Raw genomic sequence first — 17102 nt, 5'->3', positions numbered from 1 at the left:
TCGACGACATGCCGAGCAACCTCGTGGTCCGGGTGAAGGCGAGCTCCCCAGCGCTGCAGCAGGGTCTGGAGCAGATCGCGAAGGAGCTGGCCCTGCCCGGCGAGTTCCCTGCCGAGGTGGTCGAGGCGGCGAAGGGCGCGGCCGCGGCCGTCGTCCTGCCCGAGCTCGACCGCACCGACATCCCGTTCCTCACCATCGACCCGGCCGGCTCGATGGATCTCGACCAGGCGCTCCACATCGAGCGCGCCGGCGACGGGTTCCGGGTCCACTACGCGATCGCAGACGTCGCCGCCTTCGTCCACCCGGGCGACCCGATCGACGTCGAGGCCAACCGCCGCGGCGAGACGCTGTACGGCGCCGGCACGCGCATCCCGCTGCACCCCGCCGAGCTCTCCGAGGACGCCGCCTCGCTGCTGCCCGACCAGGTCCGGCCCGCGCTGTTGTGGACCCTCGACCTCGCCGCCGACGGCGCCCTCACGAAGGTGCACGTCGAGCGCGCGAAGGTCCGCTCCACCGCCCGCTGGTCGTACGTCGACGCGCAGCGCGCCATCGACGGGGGCACCGGCGGCGACGTGCTCGCCCTGCTCCAGGTGGTCGGCGAGCTCCGCACCCAGCAGGAGATCGCCCGCGGCGGCGTCTCGCTGCCGCTGCCCGAGCAGGAGGTCGACGAGCTCGACGGCGGACTGCAGCTGGCCTTCCGCGAGCAGCTCCCGGCCGAGCAGTGGAACGCCCAGATCTCGCTGCTGACCGGCATGGGCGCGGCCACGCTGATGGTCGGCGCCAAGGTCGGCATGCTGCGCACCCTCCCGCCGCCCGACCCGCGCGACGTCGCGCGGCTGCGCCGGGTCGCGAAGGGCCTGCGGATCTCCTGGCCCGCCGACGTCGACTACCCGGCGTTCATCCGGTCCCTCGACCCGAAGGTCTCCCAGCACCAGGCGATGGTCGTGGCGTGCACCCGGCTGCTGCGCGGCAGCGGCTACGCCGCCTTCGACGGCGAGCTGCCCGAGCAGACCCGGCATTCCGCGATCGCCGCCGAGTACGCCCATGTCACCGCGCCGCTGCGCCGCCTCGGCGACCGCTACGCCGGCGAGGTCTGCGTCGCGATCTGCGCCGGCACGCCGGTCCCCGACTGGGTCGCCGCGGCGCTGCCGGGCCTGCCCAAGACGCTGCAGGACTCCGCGCGCCGGGCGAGCGCCTACGAGCGCGCGGTGCTCGACCTGGTCGAGGCGGCGGTCCTCGCCGACCGGGTCGGCGACCGCTTCGACGGGGTGGTCACCAGCGTCAAGGAGGACGATCCGACCACCGGCGTCGTCGTCCTCGGGGAGGTCGGGGTGGAGGCCCCGGTGACCGCCGCGAGCGCGCTGCCCCTGGGCGAGGACGTCCAGGTCACGCTCGCCTCCGCCGACGTCGCGACCCGCAAGGTCGCGTTCACGCTGTCGTGAAGATCCTCGTCACCGGCGGCGTCCGGTCGGGCAAGTCCCGCCACGCCGAGAGCCTGTTCGCCGACGCGCCCGCGGTCACCTATGTCGCCGCCGGCCCCCAGTACGACGACGCCGACTGGGCCGCCCGCGTCGCCGCCCACCGCGACCGCCGCCCGTCGTCCTGGACGACGGTCGAGACGATCGACCTCGCCGATGCGCTCGGCGCGGCTGACGGCCCGGTGCTCGTCGACTGCCTCGGCACCTGGCTGACCGGCGTGATCGACGCCGGATCGCTGTGGGCGGCGCCGGTCGAGGACGTCGAGGCCGTGGTGAACGGGCGCCTCGACGAGCTGGTGGCGGCGCTGGCCGAGGTTCCCGCGGAGCGGATCGTCGCGCTGGTCACCAACGAGGTCGGCCTGGGCGTCGTCCCCGACCACCGCTCCGGACGGCTGTTCCGCGACCTGCTCGGCACGGTCAACCAGCGGGTCGCGCAGATGTGCGCCGAGGTCCACCTGGTGATCTCCGGGCGCGTGCTGCGCCTCTGAGGGGCGCTCAGGCGCCCGCGAGCCCCATCAGCAGGACGGCGAGCGCCAGCTCGATCCCCGCGCCGAAGACGTCGCCCGTGACGCCGCCGAACCGCTGGATCGCGCGCACGGTCAGCGCCACCACGACGAGGGCCGCGACGCCCACGGTCACCGGCCCCCGCACCGGGTCGGCGAGCACGGCCAGCGCGGCCAGTGCCGCCCACCCGAGCACCGCGACGGCGACGGGTACCCGGCGGGTGAAGGTGACGCCGAGGCCGTCCTGGCGGGCGGGCGGGACGAGCGTGCAGGCGGTGATCCAGAGTGCCGCGCGCGAGGCGCAGACCGCCGCTCCGGCGACGACCGGGCGCTCGGCGTAGGCCATCAGGCTCGCGGCCTGCGCCCCGAGCACCAGGACGAGCGCGGCGACGCCGGCGGGGCCTGCCGTACCGCTCTTCATGACGGCGAGCGAGCGCTCCCGGTCGTAGGACGCGGTCAGCCCGTCGGCGACGTCGGAGAGCCCGTCGAGATGCAGCGCGCGGCTGGCGGCGGCGAGCAGGGCGAGGGCGGCGAAGGCGACGGCGAGCGGCGGCAGGTCGAGGCGGGCGCCGCCCCACACCACGGCGCCGACGAGCGCGCCGAGGGGGAGCGCGGCGAGCGGCGCGAGCAGCAGCGCGCCGGTGGCGACGCCGGGCGTCACGCGCAGCACGGGCGGCACCCGGAGCGCGGTCAGCATGCCGATCGAGAGCCGCAGGCTCCGACCGACGAGCGCCACGCTCACTCCGGCGGCATCAGGTCGGCGAGCAGCGCCACGTCGCGCAGGAGGGCGACGGCCGAGCGGAGCACCGGTACGGCGGCGACCGCGCCGGAGCCCTCGCCGAGGCGCAGGCCCAGGTCGAGCACGGGGGACAGGCCGAGCTTGTCGAGCGCCAGCGACTGCGCCGGCTCGGTGGAGCGGTGACCGGCGGCGAACCAGGCGGCCGCGCCGGGTGCGATCCGGTCGGCGGTGAGCGCGCAGGCGACCGACATCAGGCCGTCGAGGAGCACCGGCACGCCGCTCTCGGCGGCCTCGAGCAGGTAGCCCACGGTCGCGGCCAGGTCGGCGCTGCCGACCGCCTGCAGGGTCTGGACCGGGTCGGCAAGCCGGTCGCCGGCGCGGTCGAGGGCCTGCTGGACGACGGCCGTCTTGTGCTGCAGTGCCGCGTCGTCGACGCCGGTGCCGCGGCCGGTCACCTCGGCGGCGGGCAGGCCCAGGCCCGCCGCGACCATCGCCGAGGCAGGGGTGGTGTTGCCGATGCCCATGTCGCCGGACAGGAGCAGCTGGGCGCCGGCTTCGATCTCCTCGCGGGCGACCGCGCGGCCGGCGGCGAGCGCCTGGGCGGTCTCGGCCTCGGTGAGCGCGTCCTCGACGTGGATCGCGCCGCTGCCGCGCCGTACCTTGTGGGCCTGGACGTCGGCCGGCACGCCCTCGAGGTCGTCGTCGACGCTGATGTCGAGGACCCGCACGTGGACGCCGTGCGCGGTCGCCAGCGCCGAGACGCCGGCCTTGCCGAGGACGAAGGTGCGGACCATCGCCGGCGTGATCGCCGGGGGATAGGCCGAGACGCCGTGCTGCGCGACGCCGTGGTCGCCGGCGAAGATCACCAGCCGGACGTCGTCGAGCGGACGCGGCGGGACCTCGCCCTGCGTCGCCGCCACCCAGACCCCGAGGTCGCCGAGGCGGCCGAGCGCGCCGGCAGGGGTCGCGAGGCCGGCGAGGCGGTCGGCGGCACGGGCGCGGGCGTCAGGGTTCGGCGGCGGTACGGCGGCGGCGGTCATGGCCGCAACCTATCCTCCCCGGGTGGCTCACTCCGTCCTCGCGGTTCCCGTCCCGGCCCTCGAGCCGTACGTCCGCGGGCGCTGGGAGCACTACGACCCGGGCTGGGTGTCCCGCGACCCCGCGTTCACCCACGCCCACATCACCGCGCTGGCGCCCTTCGTGACCGCGCCGAGCGCGGGCGACCTGGAGCGGGTCGCCGAGATCGCCCGGACCACCCCGGCCCTCGACTTCGCTCTCGCCGAGATCGCCGCCTTCCCCGACGGCATCGTGCACGCGGTGCCCGAGCCCACGGGGCCCTTCACCGAGCTGACCGCGCGGCTGTGGCGAGCCTTCCCCGAGTGCCCGCCGTACGAGGGCCGGTTCGGCGACGTCGTCCCCCATCTGACCCTGGATCGGCTCGCCCCGGAGGTCTCCGTGGCGTCCGTCGAGGCGGACCTGGAGGGCCTCCTGCCGGTCCGGACGAGGGCCGAACGGCTCGAGCTGCAGTGGTACGACGAGGGCGAATGTCGAGTTTTATGGGCATGGCCTTTCGGACGATGGGGTGAATTCGTGTAGCGTCACGCGCGTCGCGTCGAGAACGTCGCGGCGCGAACACCAAGGAGATACAAAATGGCTCAGGGAACCGTTAAGTGGTTCAACAGCGAGAAGGGCTTCGGCTTCATCGCCCCGGCCGACGGCACCCCGGACGTCTTCGTCCACTTCTCGGCCATCCAGGGCTCGGGCTACAAGTCCCTGGACGAGAACCAGCAGGTCGAGTTCGACGTCACCCAGGGCCCGAAGGGCCCCCAGGCGGAGAACGTCCGCCCGCTCTGACGAGCACGTCCGAGCCCCGTCCCGCATCGCGGGCCGGGGCTCGGTTTGTTTTTGCGTGCCCGGCGACCGGTCAGTGGGTGACCTTGAGCCCGACGATGCACCCGATCAGGCCCAGGATGAGCAGCACCCGGACCACGCTCATCGGCTCGGCCCCGGTCGCCATCGCGTAGACGACGGTGAGCGTCGCGCCGATCCCGACCCAGACGGCGTACGCCGTCCCGAGCGGCAGGGTGCGCATCGCGTAGGCGAGACCCACCATGCTCGCCACGTTGGCGACCAGGAACACCACCGACGGCACCAGGCGGGTGAAACCCTCGGTGCGGGCCAGTGCGGTCGCCCACACGGTCTCGAGACATCCGGAGATGACCAGCACGATCCACGCCATGACGACTCCTCATGGCCGTCTTGTCGCGCTCCGGGTACGGCTCCCTCGTCCGGCAGCCGGTCTCGGCTGTGCGAGCAGATTACCGTGGAGGTATGACGCCCGTGCGCATCGTGCGGGGAATCCTGATCCTCATCCTGGCCGCGGGAGTCGGCGCGGCCGGCGTCGAAGGCTGGCGCCTGTTGTGGGGCGACTCCGTGTCGACCGAGGCCGCCGATCCGGCGCCCTCCGTTTCCGCCGGCCCGGTTCCACCCGGTCGGCCGGTCTCCTGGACCCGGCTCACCGTCGCGGGCGCCGTCCTGACCGTCGGCTACGACGGCAGCGCGTGCCAGGCGTCCAACCAGGCCGTGGTCGACGAGACCAGCCGGCGCGTCGTGATCACGACGTACGCGAAGGTGAAGCGGGGCGAGTGCATCGCAATGGCCGTCGGCTACGACCTGAAGGTGACGCTGGCCGCGCCGCTCGGCTCGCGACCCGTGTACGACGGGGCGTGCCTCAGCGCGGCCGGCGGCGCAGCGAAGCCGGACCCGAAGTGCCGGCGGTGAAGTGCTGGTAGTCCTTCGGCCCGGTCCAGGCGCCGCCCCACGACCAGCCGATGCTCGCGAAGGCGCGGACCACGACGTCGCCGTCCCGGATCACGCCGGGGCCTGCGGTCGGGTGGGCGTCCGACGGTGACTGCGCCGTCAGGTAGGGGTTCTCCCGCGGGTTGACGTCGACGGCGGCGCCGTACGCGTGGGCGGAGAGGGCGGTGCTGCCCGCGACCTTGCGGAAGTTGAAGCCGGAGGTGTTGTCGGCGGCCATCGAGCGCTCGTCGTCACCGCGGTACTCGTCGACCAGGCGCATCCGGCGGATCGGCCAGCGGGCGTCGTAGAGCCGGCGGAAGACGCCGACGACCGCGGCGGCGTACCGCTCGTGCACGACCAGCTCGCCGGTGTGCGGGCGGCCGTCGAAGCCGACATAGCCGAGCCGGAGATAGCGGAGGTCGCGCAGCGGCACCGGGCACCCGGCGTGGTGGCTGAAGCGCATCCGCGCGCGCAGCGCGGGCCCGATCCGCTCGATCGTCCCCGTGTACGGCGTGGGCGACGCCCCCGCGTGTCGCGCGAGCCCGGTGCAGTCACGGAGCCCCCGCCAGGCCGCGACGGCCGCCTCGCGAGCGGGCCCGCCGAGCGGGTAGGGCCGCCCGTCGGGGTGGATCCGCGCGGGGACGAGTGCGTCGCCGACCACCTGTCCGTCGCGGACGGTCAGCCGGAGCACGCCGGTCTCGGGCTGGTGATCGTGGTACCAGAGGAAGTTGCCCAGCCCGTAGCCGACGTAGGTCGTCCCCAGCCAGCCGGACCCGAGCAGCACGTGCGCGTGACTGCCGACGACCACGTCGGCGCCCGCGTCGGCGAGTGCCTGCGCGGTGGACAGCTGCCGGTGGGTCGGGCAGGACCGGAGCTCCTCGCCCCAGTGCAGGTAGACCACGACGACGTCGACCTGCCGGCTCGCCGCGCGCACGGCCGCGATCAGCGCGCGGGGGCGGTCGCCGTGCGCCGCGGCCAGGCCGGGGTTGTGGAGGCCGGCGGCCCACACGTCGCTGGATCCCTCCCGCATCGACGCATCGGCTGCGAGGAAGGCGAAGCGCGTGCCCCGCACCGTCACGATGTACGGCGTGAACGCGGCGTCGCGGTCGCGCCCGACGCCGACCACGGGCACCGGGCTGCGACCGATCGCCGCGAGCGTGTCGGCGAGCCCCTCGGGCCCGTAGTCCGCGCCGTGGTTGTTGGCCATGGTGACCACGTCGACGCCCGCCGCGGCGAGCAGGTCGAGGGCCGCCGGCGTGGTGCGGAAGTGGAAGCGCCGGCCCGGCACCTCGATCTCCTTCGCCTCCGGGCGGCGCCCCGGCTCGGCGATGGCCGACTCCAGGTTGACCATCGCGAGGTCCGCGGACGCGAGCGCGTCCGTGATCGGGCCGAGGGCGTCGCGCGGATGGTCGAGCAGCCCGGCGAGGTGCGCCTCGAAGTGGACGTCCCCGGCGAACGCCAGGGTCACCGTGCCGTGCGCGCCGGCCGGCTCACCGCCGGCCGGCGCGGGGTCCACGAACCGGGTCGAGGCGACCATCTGCCGCAGCTGCTCGACCTGCCGAGGACCGACGCCGAGATCGGCGACCCAGGCGAGGACGACGCGCTCGCCGGCGACGTCGAGGATCCAGATCCCGGCGCGCTCCCCGGTGCCGGTGAGCCGCCACTCGCCGTCGTCGGTGGCGAGGATGTCCCAGTCCTGGTTCTCGCAGGTCGTCGGCCGGTCGTGTCCCCGCGGCACCGCGTAGTCGAGGTAGAGGCCGTCGTAGCCGTCGATCGTCACCGGTACGGGTGTCGTGGCGGGGGCGCCCAGCTGCCGGGTGAGGGCCGCGGCGAGGTCGGCGACCGTGGGGCCGGGGTCGTGCAGCGTGGCGGACTTGCGGTGCCGCGGGGTGCCGCAGGGGTCGCCGAACACCTCGGTCGGCCGCAGGTAGCCGACGCCGCGGAACCGCCCGTCCCGGTCGGTCTCGTCGCCGGCGACGAGCGTCCAGTCCTGGTAGCGGCCGAAGCCGGCCGGCGCGCGCATCAGCGCCAGCTTGGCGGCCGATCCCCATGCGTCGAGCGCGTAGGAGCCGGCGGGCAGGGGAGCGTCCGGGGGAGTCTCGCCGAGCAGCTGCCCGGTCCGGTCGGCCGTCAGGTCGGGGACGAAGCGCGCGGTCGCGGCCATCCGCACCAGCTCGGCAGGGTGGCTGGTGTGGCCGGGGATGACGCGTACGCCGGCCACGACCCGCCGGCCGTCGACGTCGAGGATCCAGAGGTGGACGCGGGTGCGGGCCAGGTCGGCGCCGTACCAGTTGCCGCCGGGGCCCTGGAACAGCCGGTAGAGATCGCCGCAGGCCGCGATGTCGGCCGGTGCGGTGATGGTCAGGGCGAGGCCCGGGTAGCCGCCGACGGTGACGGCGTGGGGGCGGGTCGACGGCCCCTCGGCGGCGACCAGCGCCCGTGCGAGGTCGCCGACGCGGGGACCGACGGGGACCACGCCGCCGTGCCGGCACGGCTGGGTCTCGACGCCGCCCAGGTCGCCGGTGAGGAACATCAGGTCCCCGAACTCGTCCGGGGCCTCCGTGCCGTGACCGGCGTCGATGACCCAGCCGCCGGCCGAGTAGTAGCCGGCGGGGACGTCGACGAGCGCCCGCGCCGGGCCCTCGTCGCCCATCAGTGGGACGGCGTACGTCGCGGGCGCCAGCGCCGTGCCTGCCGTGATCGGCCGGAGGTCGACCGGGCCGCCGCCGGTGCTCGGGGCGCGGGGCGAGGCCGAGCCCGGCGGCGCCGAGATCGGCTCGGGAGCGGGGGTGGCGCTGCAGGCCGCGACGAGGAGGGCGAGCGCGGCGAGCGCCGTCGGTGCGGTGGTTCGGGGGTTCATGACGGGCTCCTTGGGGGCGTCGGGAAGAGCGGACGCTCCCGTTGTGCGACCGGGCGGTTCCGGCGTGCCTCCGGAGCGGTATCGGCCCGGTAACGGCCCCGTTGACGGCCGGTCGGGGCGGGCGGACAGTCGGACCATGGGTGTCGCCGTGCTCGGCCCGTTGCAGGTCGACGGGCAGGTCGACGGCCTGAGCCCTCGGGACCGGGTCGTGCTCTCGGCGCTCGTCGTGCGCGCGGGCGAGCCGGTCACCACGCACGCGCTGGGCGACGCGCTGTGGGGCGAGGCGCTCCCGGCGTCCTGGGCCAAGGTGCTGCAGGGCTGCGTGGTCCGGCTGCGCAAGCAGCTCGGCAGCGGCGCGATCCAGTCGACGGCCAACGGCTACCGCCTCGCGCTCACCGACGAGGAGCTCGACCACCGGCGGTTCGAGCGGCTGCTCGAGCGGGCCCGCGAGGCGTTGGCGGGCGGCGACCCGGCGCGGGCGTCGTACCTGGCCCAGGAGGCGCTGGACCTCTGGCGCGGGCCGGCGCTGCCGGACCTGACGGAGTGGGAGCCGGGCCGCGTGGAGACGGTCCGCCTCGACGAGCTGCGCCGCGACGCCGAGGAGCTGCTGGTCGAGGCGGAGGTCGCCGCCGGCCGGGCCCGCGAGGTCCTGGAGCGGGCTCGGGCGCTGGTCACCCAGGCGCCCTTCCGCGAGCCGCGGTGGGCGCTGCTCGCCCGCGCCCTGCACGCGTCGGGCCGGCAGCCGGAGGCGCTCGGCGCGATCAGGCGGGCCCGGGCGATGCTGGTCGACGAGTTCGGGCTCGACCCCGGACGCGAGCTGGTCGAGCTCGAGGCGCTGCTGCTGCGGCAGGACCCGTCCCTCGCGCCCGCGCCGCCGACCCGGGTGCGGGTCGGCTGTCCCTATCGCGGCCTGCTGCCCTACGACGCCGCGGACGCCGACTCCTTCTTCGGTCGCGAGGACGACGTCGCCGCCTGCCTTCGCCGCCTACGCGACACCGGCGTGCTGGCGGTCGTCGGCCCCTCCGGGGTGGGCAAGTCGTCGCTGGTCCGCGCCGGCGTGGTCGCGTCGCTGGTGCGGAACGGGCCGCCGGTGCTCGTCACCTTGCCCGGCGCGCACCCGCTGGACTCGCTGGGCGGGCTGAAGCCCCGCGGCCGCCAGGTGCTCGTCGTCGACCAGGCCGAGGAGGCGGTGACGCTCTGCGCAGACCCGGCGGAGCGGTCGGCGTACTTCGCGGCGCTCGCCCTGCACGTGGGCTCCGGCGGCCGGCTGGTCCTGGCGCTGCGGGCCGACCATCTCGGCGACCTGGCGCCGTACCCGGAGATCGCGCGGGTCCTCGAGGACGGCCTCTACCTGCTCGGCCCGATGAGCGAGTCCGGACTGCGCAGCGCGATCGAGGGGCCGGCGCACCGGGCGGGGTTGCGGCTGGAGGCGGGACTCGTCGACCTGCTGATCCGTGAGGTGGAGGGCGAGCCGGCCGCGCTGCCGCTGCTCTCACATGTGCTCCGCGAGACCTGGGACCGCCGCGAGGGACCGACCCTCACCGTCGTGGGCTACCGCGCCACCGGCGGCATCCGGCAGGCCGTGTCGCAGACCGCCGAGGCCCTGTACGACGCCATGGACGCCCCGCAGCGTGCCCAGCTGCGCACCCTGCTGTTGCGGCTGGTGCTGCCGAGCGCGGACGGCGACCCGGTGCGCGCCCGGGTGCCGCGGGCCAGGTTCGCCGTGGACACCGAGCACGCGCTGCTCGTCGAGCGGCTGGTCGAGGCCCGCCTGGTCAGCATCGACGACGAGACCGTGCAGATCGCCCACGAGGCGCTGGTGCGGGTCTGGCCGCGGCTGCGCGGCTGGCTCGACGACGACCTCGACGGCCAGCGGCTGCTGCGGCACGTCGCCGGTGCCGCCGACGCCTGGGACGCGATGGGGCGGCCTGCAAGCGAGCTGTACCGCGGGCCCCGGCTCGCCCGCACCCAGGAGTGGCGCGAGCGCGAGACGCCGGACCTCACCGACACCGAGGCCGCCTTCCTGGACGCCTCCGCCGCGCTGGAACGGGCCGAGCGGCGGGAGGCGGAGACGCGGGCCGCCCGCGAGCGCCGCTCCCGGCGCCGGCTGAGCGGGGCCCTGGCCGGGCTCGGCGTCCTCCTGGTGCTCGCGCTGGTGGCGGGCGCGCTCGCCGTCCGAGCGGCGCACCGGGCCGACCGGAGTCGTCGCGCCGGCGAGGCGGCGGCTGCCCTGGCCGAGGCGCGGCGGGCCGGCGACCAGGCGCTCGTCGCGAAGGACACGGCCACCGCCCTGCTGCTGTCGGTGGAGGCCGGCCGGATCGACGGCTCGGCCCAGGCACGTGACAACCTCGGCGCGGTGCTGACCCGGGCGGGCGCACTGGAGCGGGTGAGCAGTCTCGGCGGGGAGCTCGCGGTGTCGTCCGCGCTCAGCCCGGACGGGCGGACGTTCGCCGCCAGCCTCGCGCCGGACGCCGTCCGGCCCGGCGTCCACCTGTACGACGCCGCGACCCTCGCGCCGCTCGACCTCCCGGCGACGCAGCCGTCGAGCATCATCCGGTTCTCGCCCGACGGCCACCAGCTCGCGATGGCGGTCAACCAGTGGGTTCCGTCCGGACCGCCGCGGCTCGACGAGCTGCCGATCCAGCTGCTCGACCTGCCGGGCGGCGCGCTGTCCGACCGGCAGCTCGGTGGCTGGCGACCGGGGGACAGCATCGAGTACGCCCTCGCCTACAGCGCCGACGGCCGCCGGATCGCCGCCGTGGTGCAGCACTGGGACGTCGACGAGAAGCACTTCACCGGACGCGGCACCGCCACCGTCTGGGACCTGCGACATCCCGCGGAGCCGATCTTCGGCGTCGACGTGCCCGAGTACGCCCTGCTCGACCTCGACGCCGACGGCAGCCGTCTCGTCGTGGTGAGCGCCGGACGGCGCCCCCTGCGGACCTACGACGTCGACTCGGGCCGCCTCGTCGCGGTGGCCGCCGTCCCGCTGCCCGCGAAGCAGGACGCGACCGGGATCGACATCAGCCCGGACGGCGCCACGATCGCGGTCGGCACGGGCGCCCGCGTGCTCCAGTACGACGCCCGGACCCTGCGCCGGCGCGGCCCGGCGCTCCGCGGCGCCGACCTGGCCGAGGGCGCCGTCTACTCGCCCGACGGCCGCTTCCTGCTCACCGCATCGGCCGACGAGAGCGTCAACGTCTGGGACGCCGGCACCGGCGTGCTCGCGCACCGCTTCGCGGCGCCGGGCGGCGTCTGGCCGTCGTCGATGTCGTGGGCGCCGGACGGCCGTGCCGTCTACGCCACGGCCGCCGAGGTGGGCGTGATGAGGTGGCGCCTCCCGGACGCCTCGCAGGTGCTGACGCTCGGCGAGAGCACCCCGGCATCGACCGGGGAGGCGTACGACCTGTCGGTCGCGGCGCCGGACGGCCACACCGTGCTGCGCACCCGGGCCGGGCGGCTGTGGTTCGTCGACCTGCGCACCGGCCGGCAGACCCCGCGGTCGGCGCCGGTGCAGGACGTCTGGAACCCGCGTTGGTCGCCGGACGCGCGCTGGCTGCTCACCGTCGGGGGCGACGAGCGACTGCGGATCTGGGACACGGCGACCGGGCGCCAGGTCGCCTTCCGTCAGTTCCCGCGCGGGGAGCAGCTGGTCGCGACGTTCAGCGGCGACGGGGAGCGGGTCTACGTGGTCGACCGAACCGGCCTGCTGCAGACGCTCGACCGCGCCACGCTGGACGACGTCGCGGACGCCGTACCGGTGGGCGTGGTGACCACGCTGGGTGCGCGCGGCGACCTGGTGATCGTGCTGCACCTGGACGGCTCGGCGACCCGCGTCCGGCCCGAGACCGGTGAGATCGTCGACGCGGTGCCGGCCCGCACGCTCAGCGATCCCGACAACGCCCCGAACGACGCGTCGCCCGACGGCCGGCTGCTGGCCACCGCCGACCGGGAGGGCCGGATGCGCCTGCTCGACCTGCAACGGAACGCATGGATCGGCACCGATGCGCGCGCCGACACCCTCGCCGACGCCGGCGGTTGGGTCGCCTTCGCTCCCGACGGCAACCAGTTCGCGGCCCTGCAGAGCAACCGGGTCGGCCTCTGGGACGGCCACACCGGCGCCTACCTCGGCAGCCTGCCGCTGCCCGAGCTCGCCACCGGCGGCTCGATCCGCTACCTGCCCGACGGCTCCGGCCTGCTCGTCGCCGCGCGCGACGGCCGCACCTGGACCGCCGACACCGGCACCGCCGGCTGGCCCGAGCGGGCGTGCGTGATCGCCGGGCGGAACCTGACGCGGGCGGAGTGGAAGCGGTACTTCCCGAGCCGGCCGTACGGCCGTACCTGCGAGCAATGGCCGGCGGGCGCGTGAGCTACTTGCTCAGCAGCACCACGTCGAACGTCGTCCCGGGAGGCGCCCCTGGGCTGAACGGCGGCGGCAGGCCGAGGTCGAAGCGCGCGTTGACGGCCGCGATGGTGTCGCCCTTGACGGCGGCGGTCGACGGGACGTGCAGCAGGTCGGAGTGGATGGTGTCGACCAGGACGCCGTGCGAGTAGTCGCCGGAGAGGTCGACGACGGCGATCGAGCTGGCGAAGTTCTGGACGACGTACAGCCGGTGCCCCTCGAGCTGGAGCCCGTCCGGCGTGCCGGCGATCAGGCCGCCGCCCGCGACCGGGATCTCGGTGCTGACGCCGGTCTTGGGGTCGACCAGCGCGACGATGCCGAGCTGCGTGTGGTTGACGATCAGCATCGAGCCGTCGGGCGTCGCGTCGATGCCGTTGAGCCCGAAGGTGCCGGGGATGGACGTCCCCGCCGGGCCGGTGAGGTGGATCGCGACCGGGGTGCCGAAGCCGTGGTCGCCGTACGGGACCTTGTAGACGTAGGGCGCGAAGGTGTCGGTGAAGTAGGCCGCGTCCTTCGTCAGCGCCACGTCGTTGGTGAACGTCGACGGCGACCCGACGGTGATGTCGGCGACGTCGGCGCCGGTCCGGCTGTCGTAGACGTAGACGTGTCCGCCCAGGCCGCCCGCGACGAACAGCAGCTTGCGGGCCTCGTCGACCCGCATCCCGACCGCCGCCCGGTCGGGATTGTGCGCGATCACCCGGCCCTCGCCGGTGCGGAGGTCGCCGCGGTAGATGTCACCGCTGCGCAGCGACCCGACGTAGAACGTGCTGCCGGTGCCGATCGCGATCCCCTCCGGCTGGAAGTCGACCGGCAGTGGGACCGTCGACGGCGCCCGCGCCGCCGACGCCGGTGCGGCGAGCAGGAGGGCGGTCGGCAGGGCGATGGCGAGTCTGAGCAGGCGCATGACGGACTCCTCCGCAGGGACGCTGGTTCCGGTCCAGCGTGGTCCCGCGGGTGGCGGCGTGCCATCGCCAATTCATGGGTTCCTTGTCGTGACCCGCGCCCGGTGCGGGCGCGGGTCACTCATCGGCGCCGCTCGGGATCACTTCCCGCCGGACAGCTTGATCGTGCTCTGGTCGAAGCCGTCGCCGCAGGTGAAGACGCCGCAGGCCGTGGCGAAGGTGATGCTGGCCGCCTTGCCGCCGCGGAAGAGGCCGTTGTCGGCGGTGATCGTCATCGACCACGGCTGCACCGAGCCGTCGCACAGGACGTCGGTCTCGCCGGATCCGGTGATCTTGAGCCGACCCACGCGCTGGGTCACGGTCGCGTCGAGGAAGGCGAAGTCGACCTGGCCGGTGCAGGTGACGGTGCCGCTGACGATCACGTCGCCGGCCTTGGTGAACCGCGCGTTGTGGTTGACGGTGACGCTGATCGTCGGGGGCGGCGGGACGTTGTCGACGGTGAGCGCCAGCGTGCCGCCGTTGCCGCCGCCGTCCTGCTGGTCGTCGATGACCAGGATCGCGTACGTCGTCCCGGCGGTGGCGTCCCACGCCGTCGCGCCGGGCCCGCACGACACGGTCTCGAAGGAGCCGGGACCGCCGGTGCCGACCAGGACGCCGGCGCTGTAGCCAGACCCGCTCACGTCGGCGACGAGCGCGCCGTCGGTCGTGGCGGTCACCTCGTACCAGACGCTCGCGTCGGTGGCCGGCGCGCCGCACGTGGCGTTCAGCTCGGCGTCGTCGGCGTCGGTGGTTGCCTCGGTCGTGTCCTGCGTGACCGAGAACGGAAGCGCGCCGACCGTGACCCGCCCGCCGTACCCGTCATTGGACGGTGGCGCGGCGGAGGCCGGTGCGGCGAGGCCCAGCATCGCGAGAGGCAGGGCGAAGAATGCGGCAAGGCGGGGTGTTCTCATGGGATTCCTCCTGATCCCGAGCGCCCCGGTCCCACGCGCCCGCGTGAAATTCGTCCTCCCATTGACGCGCAGAACGAGGTGCCGCGCAAGCGGTTGCGGCACCCGCGGTTGCGAGGGTGCCCCATGCCCGTTGTTCGAACATATGTTCTATTCTTGGGGGGTGGGGCACCGTCACGTCTGGGTCAAGGAGAAGTTCGGGCCCCGCATGCTGCCCGGCTTCCTGCTCGCCTGGCGGCAGACCCCCGACGGCTGGGAGGCGCTGGTGACGTGGGCGGCGTCCGGGCCCGACATGATCATGACCGACTGGGTGCCCGCCGAGCGGCTGGCGCCGGTGGCCGCCGAGCGCCCGGGGATGGGTACGGCGTACGGCTGACCCGGAGGTCGCCGGCCGGGGGATGGGGACGGGCTGGCCTGTAAGCCGGGTTCTGTCCCTCGTTGCCGAGGGGGCGACCATCCATCTAGGGCTGCCGTTGCCGACAGCCTCGAGCGACCTACCCGCACACTCGGGCGAGCCGCCCTCGAACGTGTGCTGTCTGGTCTTGCTCCGGGTGGGGTTTGCCGAGCTGCGCCGGTCACCCGGCGCACTGGTGGGCTCTTGCCCCACCGTTTCACCCTTACCGCGCCCGAAGGCACGGCGGTCTGTTCTCTGTGGCACTGTCCCGCGGGTCACCCCGGGTGGGTGTTACCCACCACCCTGCTCTGTGGAGCCCGGACTTTCCTCGGGACCCGTCGCCTCGCGGCGGGGGTCACGCGGTCGCCCGGCCAGCCCGTCCGCGGCACACTCTAGGGAACAACGGCGCGGCCGCGACAGTTGAGGGCCGTATGACCGAGACTCCCGACATCCGGATCCTTCCGCCGATCGCCCCGATCGTGTTTCCCGGTGCGACGGAGCGGCACGAGGCGGCCTACCGGACCGCCCACGACTTCCTGGCCCGCCGGGCCCCGCGCGAGGCGCTCGAGATCCTCGAGCCGGCGCTCGCGGAGGAGCCCGACAACCGCGGCCTGCGGTCGCTGCGGGCGTGGGCCTACCTGATGCGCGCGCAGTTGCAGAAGGCGGCCGACGAGCTCGCCGGGCTGGTCGCCGACGACCCCGCCGACTCGTGGAGCCGGCACGCGCTCGGCCGGGCGCTCGAGCGCCAGGCCAAGTACGACGAGGCGCTGCCGCACCTGCGGCTGGCCGCGGCGATGACCGGCGACCCCGAGCACGAGTACGACGTCCTGCGCGTCGAGCGGCTCGCGGGCCGGATCGACGCCTGACCCGCGCCCGCGGCGCCCTCGACGGAGTAGGTTCGGACCATGGCCTCCGACAACGAGTACTGGTTCTGCCTCAAGCACCACACCGTCGAGGGTGTCGAGGGCTGCCCCAACAAGGATCGCCTCGGCCCCTACCCGACCGAGGCCGAGGCGGCCCGCGCGCTCGAGCACGCCGCCGAGCGCACCGAGGCGTGGGACCACGACCCGGCCTGGAACGACGACGAGGCCGAGGACAAGTAGGCGCGTGGCCCTCACCCGTCGCCGCCGGGTCCGTGCGGTCGCGGTCGACCCTGCCACCGGCCGCCGGATCTCGCCGTGGCCGTTCGTCGGCCTGGTCCTGCTCGTCTCGTCCTTCTTCCTGTACGCCGCGTCGGGCCTGCTCGCGCCGCTGTGGGCGGTCGCCGTCCTGCTGCTGACGTGGCTCGCGATGTTCGTCCTGTGCTTCGTCTGGTGGACCTCCCACCCGCGCCGCACCGTCGTCCTCGGTGTGCTGTCGTTCGTGTGGTGGTTCGCCGCGATCACGGCCGGCGGCGTCCTGCTGGACTGGACGGCGTGACCGCGACCCGACGCCGCCTCGCCCCCGAGGTACGTCGTGCCCAGCTCATCGCCGCCGCCGAGGACGTCTTCGTCCGGCGGGGATACCAGGGCGCCGCGGTCGAGGACATCGCCGCCGCGGCGGGGGTGACGCGGACCCTCATCTACAAGTACTTCGCCGACAAGGACGAGATCTACCTCGAGTGCCTGCGCGCGGCCCGCGACGAGCTCGACCAGGCCGTCGTCGCGGCGGCCGGGGGAGCGGAGGGGCCGGAGGCGCAGCTGCGGGCGGGCCTGCGCGCCTACTTCGACTTCGTCCGCGACCGCGGCTCCACCTGGGACGTCCTCTTCGGGGGCGGCGCGGCGGTCGCGGGGCGCGTCGCGGAGGCCGCGGCCGAGCACCGCTACCAGACGGCCGAGGTCATCGGCGGCCTCGTGCACGGGGCCGCGCCGCAGGTCGACGCGGAGGCGGCGTCGGCGTACGCGCACGCGATCTCGGGCGCCGCCGAGCAGATCGCGAAGTGGTGGCGGCGCCACCCCGACGTCCCGGTCGAGGTGATGGTCGAGCGGATGATGGACGCGCTGTGGGTCGGTCTCCGTGCCGTCGCGACCGACGCGGACGGCTCGGAGGGACTAGGCTCTCCCGCATGACCCTCCGGCAGCACTAGGACGCAGCAGCTC

17 protein-coding genes, 1 other RNA gene and 1 riboswitch are annotated in these 17102 nt (G+C 74.8%); of the genes, 11 read left to right on the top strand and 7 right to left on the bottom strand.

Features of this window, described 5'->3' with window-relative positions; all coding sequences use genetic code 11:
• Positions 1-8 precede the first annotated feature (8 nt).
• A complete protein-coding gene (locus AB4880_RS05910) occupies positions 9-1442 on the top strand; it encodes an RNB domain-containing ribonuclease (protein ID WP_367918284.1) in 1434 nt (477 codons plus the stop codon).
• Positions 1439-1966, top strand: coding sequence for a bifunctional adenosylcobinamide kinase/adenosylcobinamide-phosphate guanylyltransferase (gene cobU / locus AB4880_RS05905; protein ID WP_367918283.1), 528 nt, complete (start codon positions 1439-1441; stop codon positions 1964-1966). Before AB4880_RS05910 ends, cobU begins: the two co-directional genes overlap by 4 nt.
• A gap of 7 nt (positions 1967-1973) precedes the next feature.
• Here the strand turns inward: cobU and AB4880_RS05900 are convergent, their stop codons facing one another.
• On the bottom strand, positions 1974-2717 hold the full coding sequence (locus AB4880_RS05900) for an adenosylcobinamide-GDP ribazoletransferase (RefSeq protein WP_367918282.1): 744 nt from the start codon (positions 2715-2717) through the stop codon (positions 1974-1976).
• Positions 2718-2719: 2 nt separating this feature from the next.
• Positions 2720-3760 carry a nicotinate-nucleotide--dimethylbenzimidazole phosphoribosyltransferase gene (gene cobT, locus AB4880_RS05895; protein WP_367918281.1) on the bottom strand — a complete coding sequence of 347 codons (1041 nt, stop codon included), beginning with the start codon at positions 3758-3760 and terminating at the stop codon, positions 2720-2722.
• A gap of 22 nt (positions 3761-3782) precedes the next feature.
• Between cobT and AB4880_RS05890 the strand changes: the two genes are divergently transcribed.
• Both AB4880_RS05890 and AB4880_RS05885 read left to right on the top strand, forming a co-directional pair.
• Entirely contained in the window at positions 3783-4316 is a 534-nt protein-coding gene (locus tag AB4880_RS05890; protein ID WP_367918280.1) for a 2'-5' RNA ligase family protein, read from the top strand.
• Positions 4317-4370: 54 nt separating this feature from the next.
• A complete protein-coding gene (locus AB4880_RS05885; RefSeq protein ID WP_367918279.1) occupies positions 4371-4574 on the top strand; it encodes a cold-shock protein in 204 nt (67 codons plus the stop codon).
• A gap of 70 nt (positions 4575-4644) precedes the next feature.
• Here AB4880_RS05885 and AB4880_RS05880 read toward each other — a convergent pair whose 3' ends face one another.
• On the bottom strand, positions 4645-4959 hold the full coding sequence (locus AB4880_RS05880; RefSeq protein WP_367918278.1) for a DMT family transporter: 315 nt from the start codon (positions 4957-4959) through the stop codon (positions 4645-4647).
• Positions 4960-4969: 10 nt separating this feature from the next.
• Positions 4970-5031, bottom strand: a riboswitch (guanidine-III (ykkC-III) riboswitch).
• A gap of 20 nt (positions 5032-5051) precedes the next feature.
• Here AB4880_RS05880 and AB4880_RS05875 point away from each other — a divergent pair.
• Positions 5052-5501 carry a hypothetical protein gene (locus AB4880_RS05875; protein ID WP_367918277.1) on the top strand — a complete coding sequence of 150 codons (450 nt, stop codon included), beginning with the start codon at positions 5052-5054 and terminating at the stop codon, positions 5499-5501.
• Here AB4880_RS05875 and AB4880_RS05870 read toward each other — a convergent pair.
• A complete protein-coding gene (locus AB4880_RS05870) occupies positions 5452-8379 on the bottom strand; it encodes a CapA family protein (protein ID WP_367918276.1) in 2928 nt (975 codons plus the stop codon). The two genes, AB4880_RS05875 and AB4880_RS05870, sit on opposite strands and share 50 nt — an antisense overlap.
• A 136-nt stretch (positions 8380-8515) precedes the next feature.
• On the opposite strand from AB4880_RS05870, the gene AB4880_RS05865 reads away from it, so the two are divergent.
• Entirely contained in the window at positions 8516-12748 is a 4233-nt protein-coding gene (locus tag AB4880_RS05865) for an nSTAND1 domain-containing NTPase (protein WP_367918275.1), read from the top strand.
• Between the two features lies 1 nt (position 12749).
• Here the strand turns inward: AB4880_RS05865 and AB4880_RS05860 are convergent, their stop codons facing one another.
• Both AB4880_RS05860 and AB4880_RS05855 read right to left on the bottom strand, forming a co-directional pair.
• Positions 12750-13685: an SMP-30/gluconolactonase/LRE family protein gene (locus tag AB4880_RS05860; protein WP_367918274.1), complete on the bottom strand. Its 936-nt coding sequence runs from the start codon at positions 13683-13685 to the stop codon at positions 12750-12752.
• Between the two features lie 138 nt (positions 13686-13823).
• Positions 13824-14633: a DUF6299 family protein gene (locus AB4880_RS05855; protein ID WP_367918273.1), complete on the bottom strand. Its 810-nt coding sequence runs from the start codon at positions 14631-14633 to the stop codon at positions 13824-13826.
• Positions 14634-14793: 160 nt separating this feature from the next.
• On the opposite strand from AB4880_RS05855, the gene AB4880_RS05850 reads away from it, so the two are divergent.
• Positions 14794-15006 carry a hypothetical protein gene (locus AB4880_RS05850; protein ID WP_367918272.1) on the top strand — a complete coding sequence of 71 codons (213 nt, stop codon included), beginning with the start codon at positions 14794-14796 and terminating at the stop codon, positions 15004-15006.
• A 25-nt stretch (positions 15007-15031) separates the two neighbouring features.
• Here AB4880_RS05850 and rnpB read toward each other — a convergent pair.
• An RNA gene (rnpB, locus tag AB4880_RS05845) (RNase P RNA component class A) lies at positions 15032-15403 on the bottom strand.
• Between the two features lie 52 nt (positions 15404-15455).
• Between rnpB and AB4880_RS05840 the strand changes: the two genes are divergently transcribed.
• The 4 genes from AB4880_RS05840 to AB4880_RS05825 are packed head-to-tail and all read left to right on the top strand — an operon-like array spanning position 15456 to position 17072.
• Positions 15456-15890 carry a tetratricopeptide repeat protein gene (locus AB4880_RS05840; protein ID WP_367918271.1) on the top strand — a complete coding sequence of 145 codons (435 nt, stop codon included), beginning with the start codon at positions 15456-15458 and terminating at the stop codon, positions 15888-15890.
• A 39-nt stretch (positions 15891-15929) separates the two neighbouring features.
• A complete protein-coding gene (locus AB4880_RS05835) occupies positions 15930-16127 on the top strand; it encodes a hypothetical protein (RefSeq protein WP_367918270.1) in 198 nt (65 codons plus the stop codon).
• A gap of 4 nt (positions 16128-16131) precedes the next feature.
• On the top strand, positions 16132-16443 hold the full coding sequence (locus AB4880_RS05830) for a hypothetical protein (protein ID WP_367918269.1): 312 nt from the start codon (positions 16132-16134) through the stop codon (positions 16441-16443).
• Entirely contained in the window at positions 16440-17072 is a 633-nt protein-coding gene (locus AB4880_RS05825; RefSeq protein ID WP_367918268.1) for a TetR/AcrR family transcriptional regulator, read from the top strand. The genes AB4880_RS05830 and AB4880_RS05825 overlap by 4 nt, the downstream gene beginning before the upstream one ends.
• Positions 17073-17102: the final 30 nt, after the last annotated feature.

It is taken from the genome of Nocardioides ginsengisoli (genome assembly GCF_039537225.1).
Taxonomy (GTDB): Bacteria; Actinomycetota; Actinomycetes; order Propionibacteriales; family Nocardioidaceae; genus Nocardioides; species Nocardioides ginsengisoli.
Note: the sequence above shows the minus strand (reverse complement) of the source record. Positions and strands in the feature narration are given on the sequence as shown.

Coding starts and splice junctions, on each gene's coding strand:
- AB4880_RS05885 (WP_367918279.1), top strand. CDS start 4,371: ATGGCTCAGGGAACCGTTAAGTGGTTCAACAGCGAGAAGGGCTTCGGC.
- AB4880_RS05870 (WP_367918276.1), bottom strand. CDS start 8,379: ATGAACCCCCGAACCACCGCACCGACGGCGCTCGCCGCGCTCGCCCTC.
- AB4880_RS05840 (WP_367918271.1), top strand. CDS start 15,456: ATGACCGAGACTCCCGACATCCGGATCCTTCCGCCGATCGCCCCGATC.
- AB4880_RS05910 (WP_367918284.1), top strand. CDS start 9: ATGCCGAGCAACCTCGTGGTCCGGGTGAAGGCGAGCTCCCCAGCGCTG.
- AB4880_RS05835 (WP_367918270.1), top strand. CDS start 15,930: ATGGCCTCCGACAACGAGTACTGGTTCTGCCTCAAGCACCACACCGTC.
- AB4880_RS05855 (WP_367918273.1), bottom strand. CDS start 14,633: ATGAGAACACCCCGCCTTGCCGCATTCTTCGCCCTGCCTCTCGCGATG.
- cobT (WP_367918281.1), bottom strand. CDS start 3,760: ATGACCGCCGCCGCCGTACCGCCGCCGAACCCTGACGCCCGCGCCCGT.
- AB4880_RS05875 (WP_367918277.1), top strand. CDS start 5,052: ATGACGCCCGTGCGCATCGTGCGGGGAATCCTGATCCTCATCCTGGCC.
- AB4880_RS05865 (WP_367918275.1), top strand. CDS start 8,516: ATGGGTGTCGCCGTGCTCGGCCCGTTGCAGGTCGACGGGCAGGTCGAC.
- AB4880_RS05860 (WP_367918274.1), bottom strand. CDS start 13,685: ATGCGCCTGCTCAGACTCGCCATCGCCCTGCCGACCGCCCTCCTGCTC.
- AB4880_RS05880 (WP_367918278.1), bottom strand. CDS start 4,959: ATGGCGTGGATCGTGCTGGTCATCTCCGGATGTCTCGAGACCGTGTGG.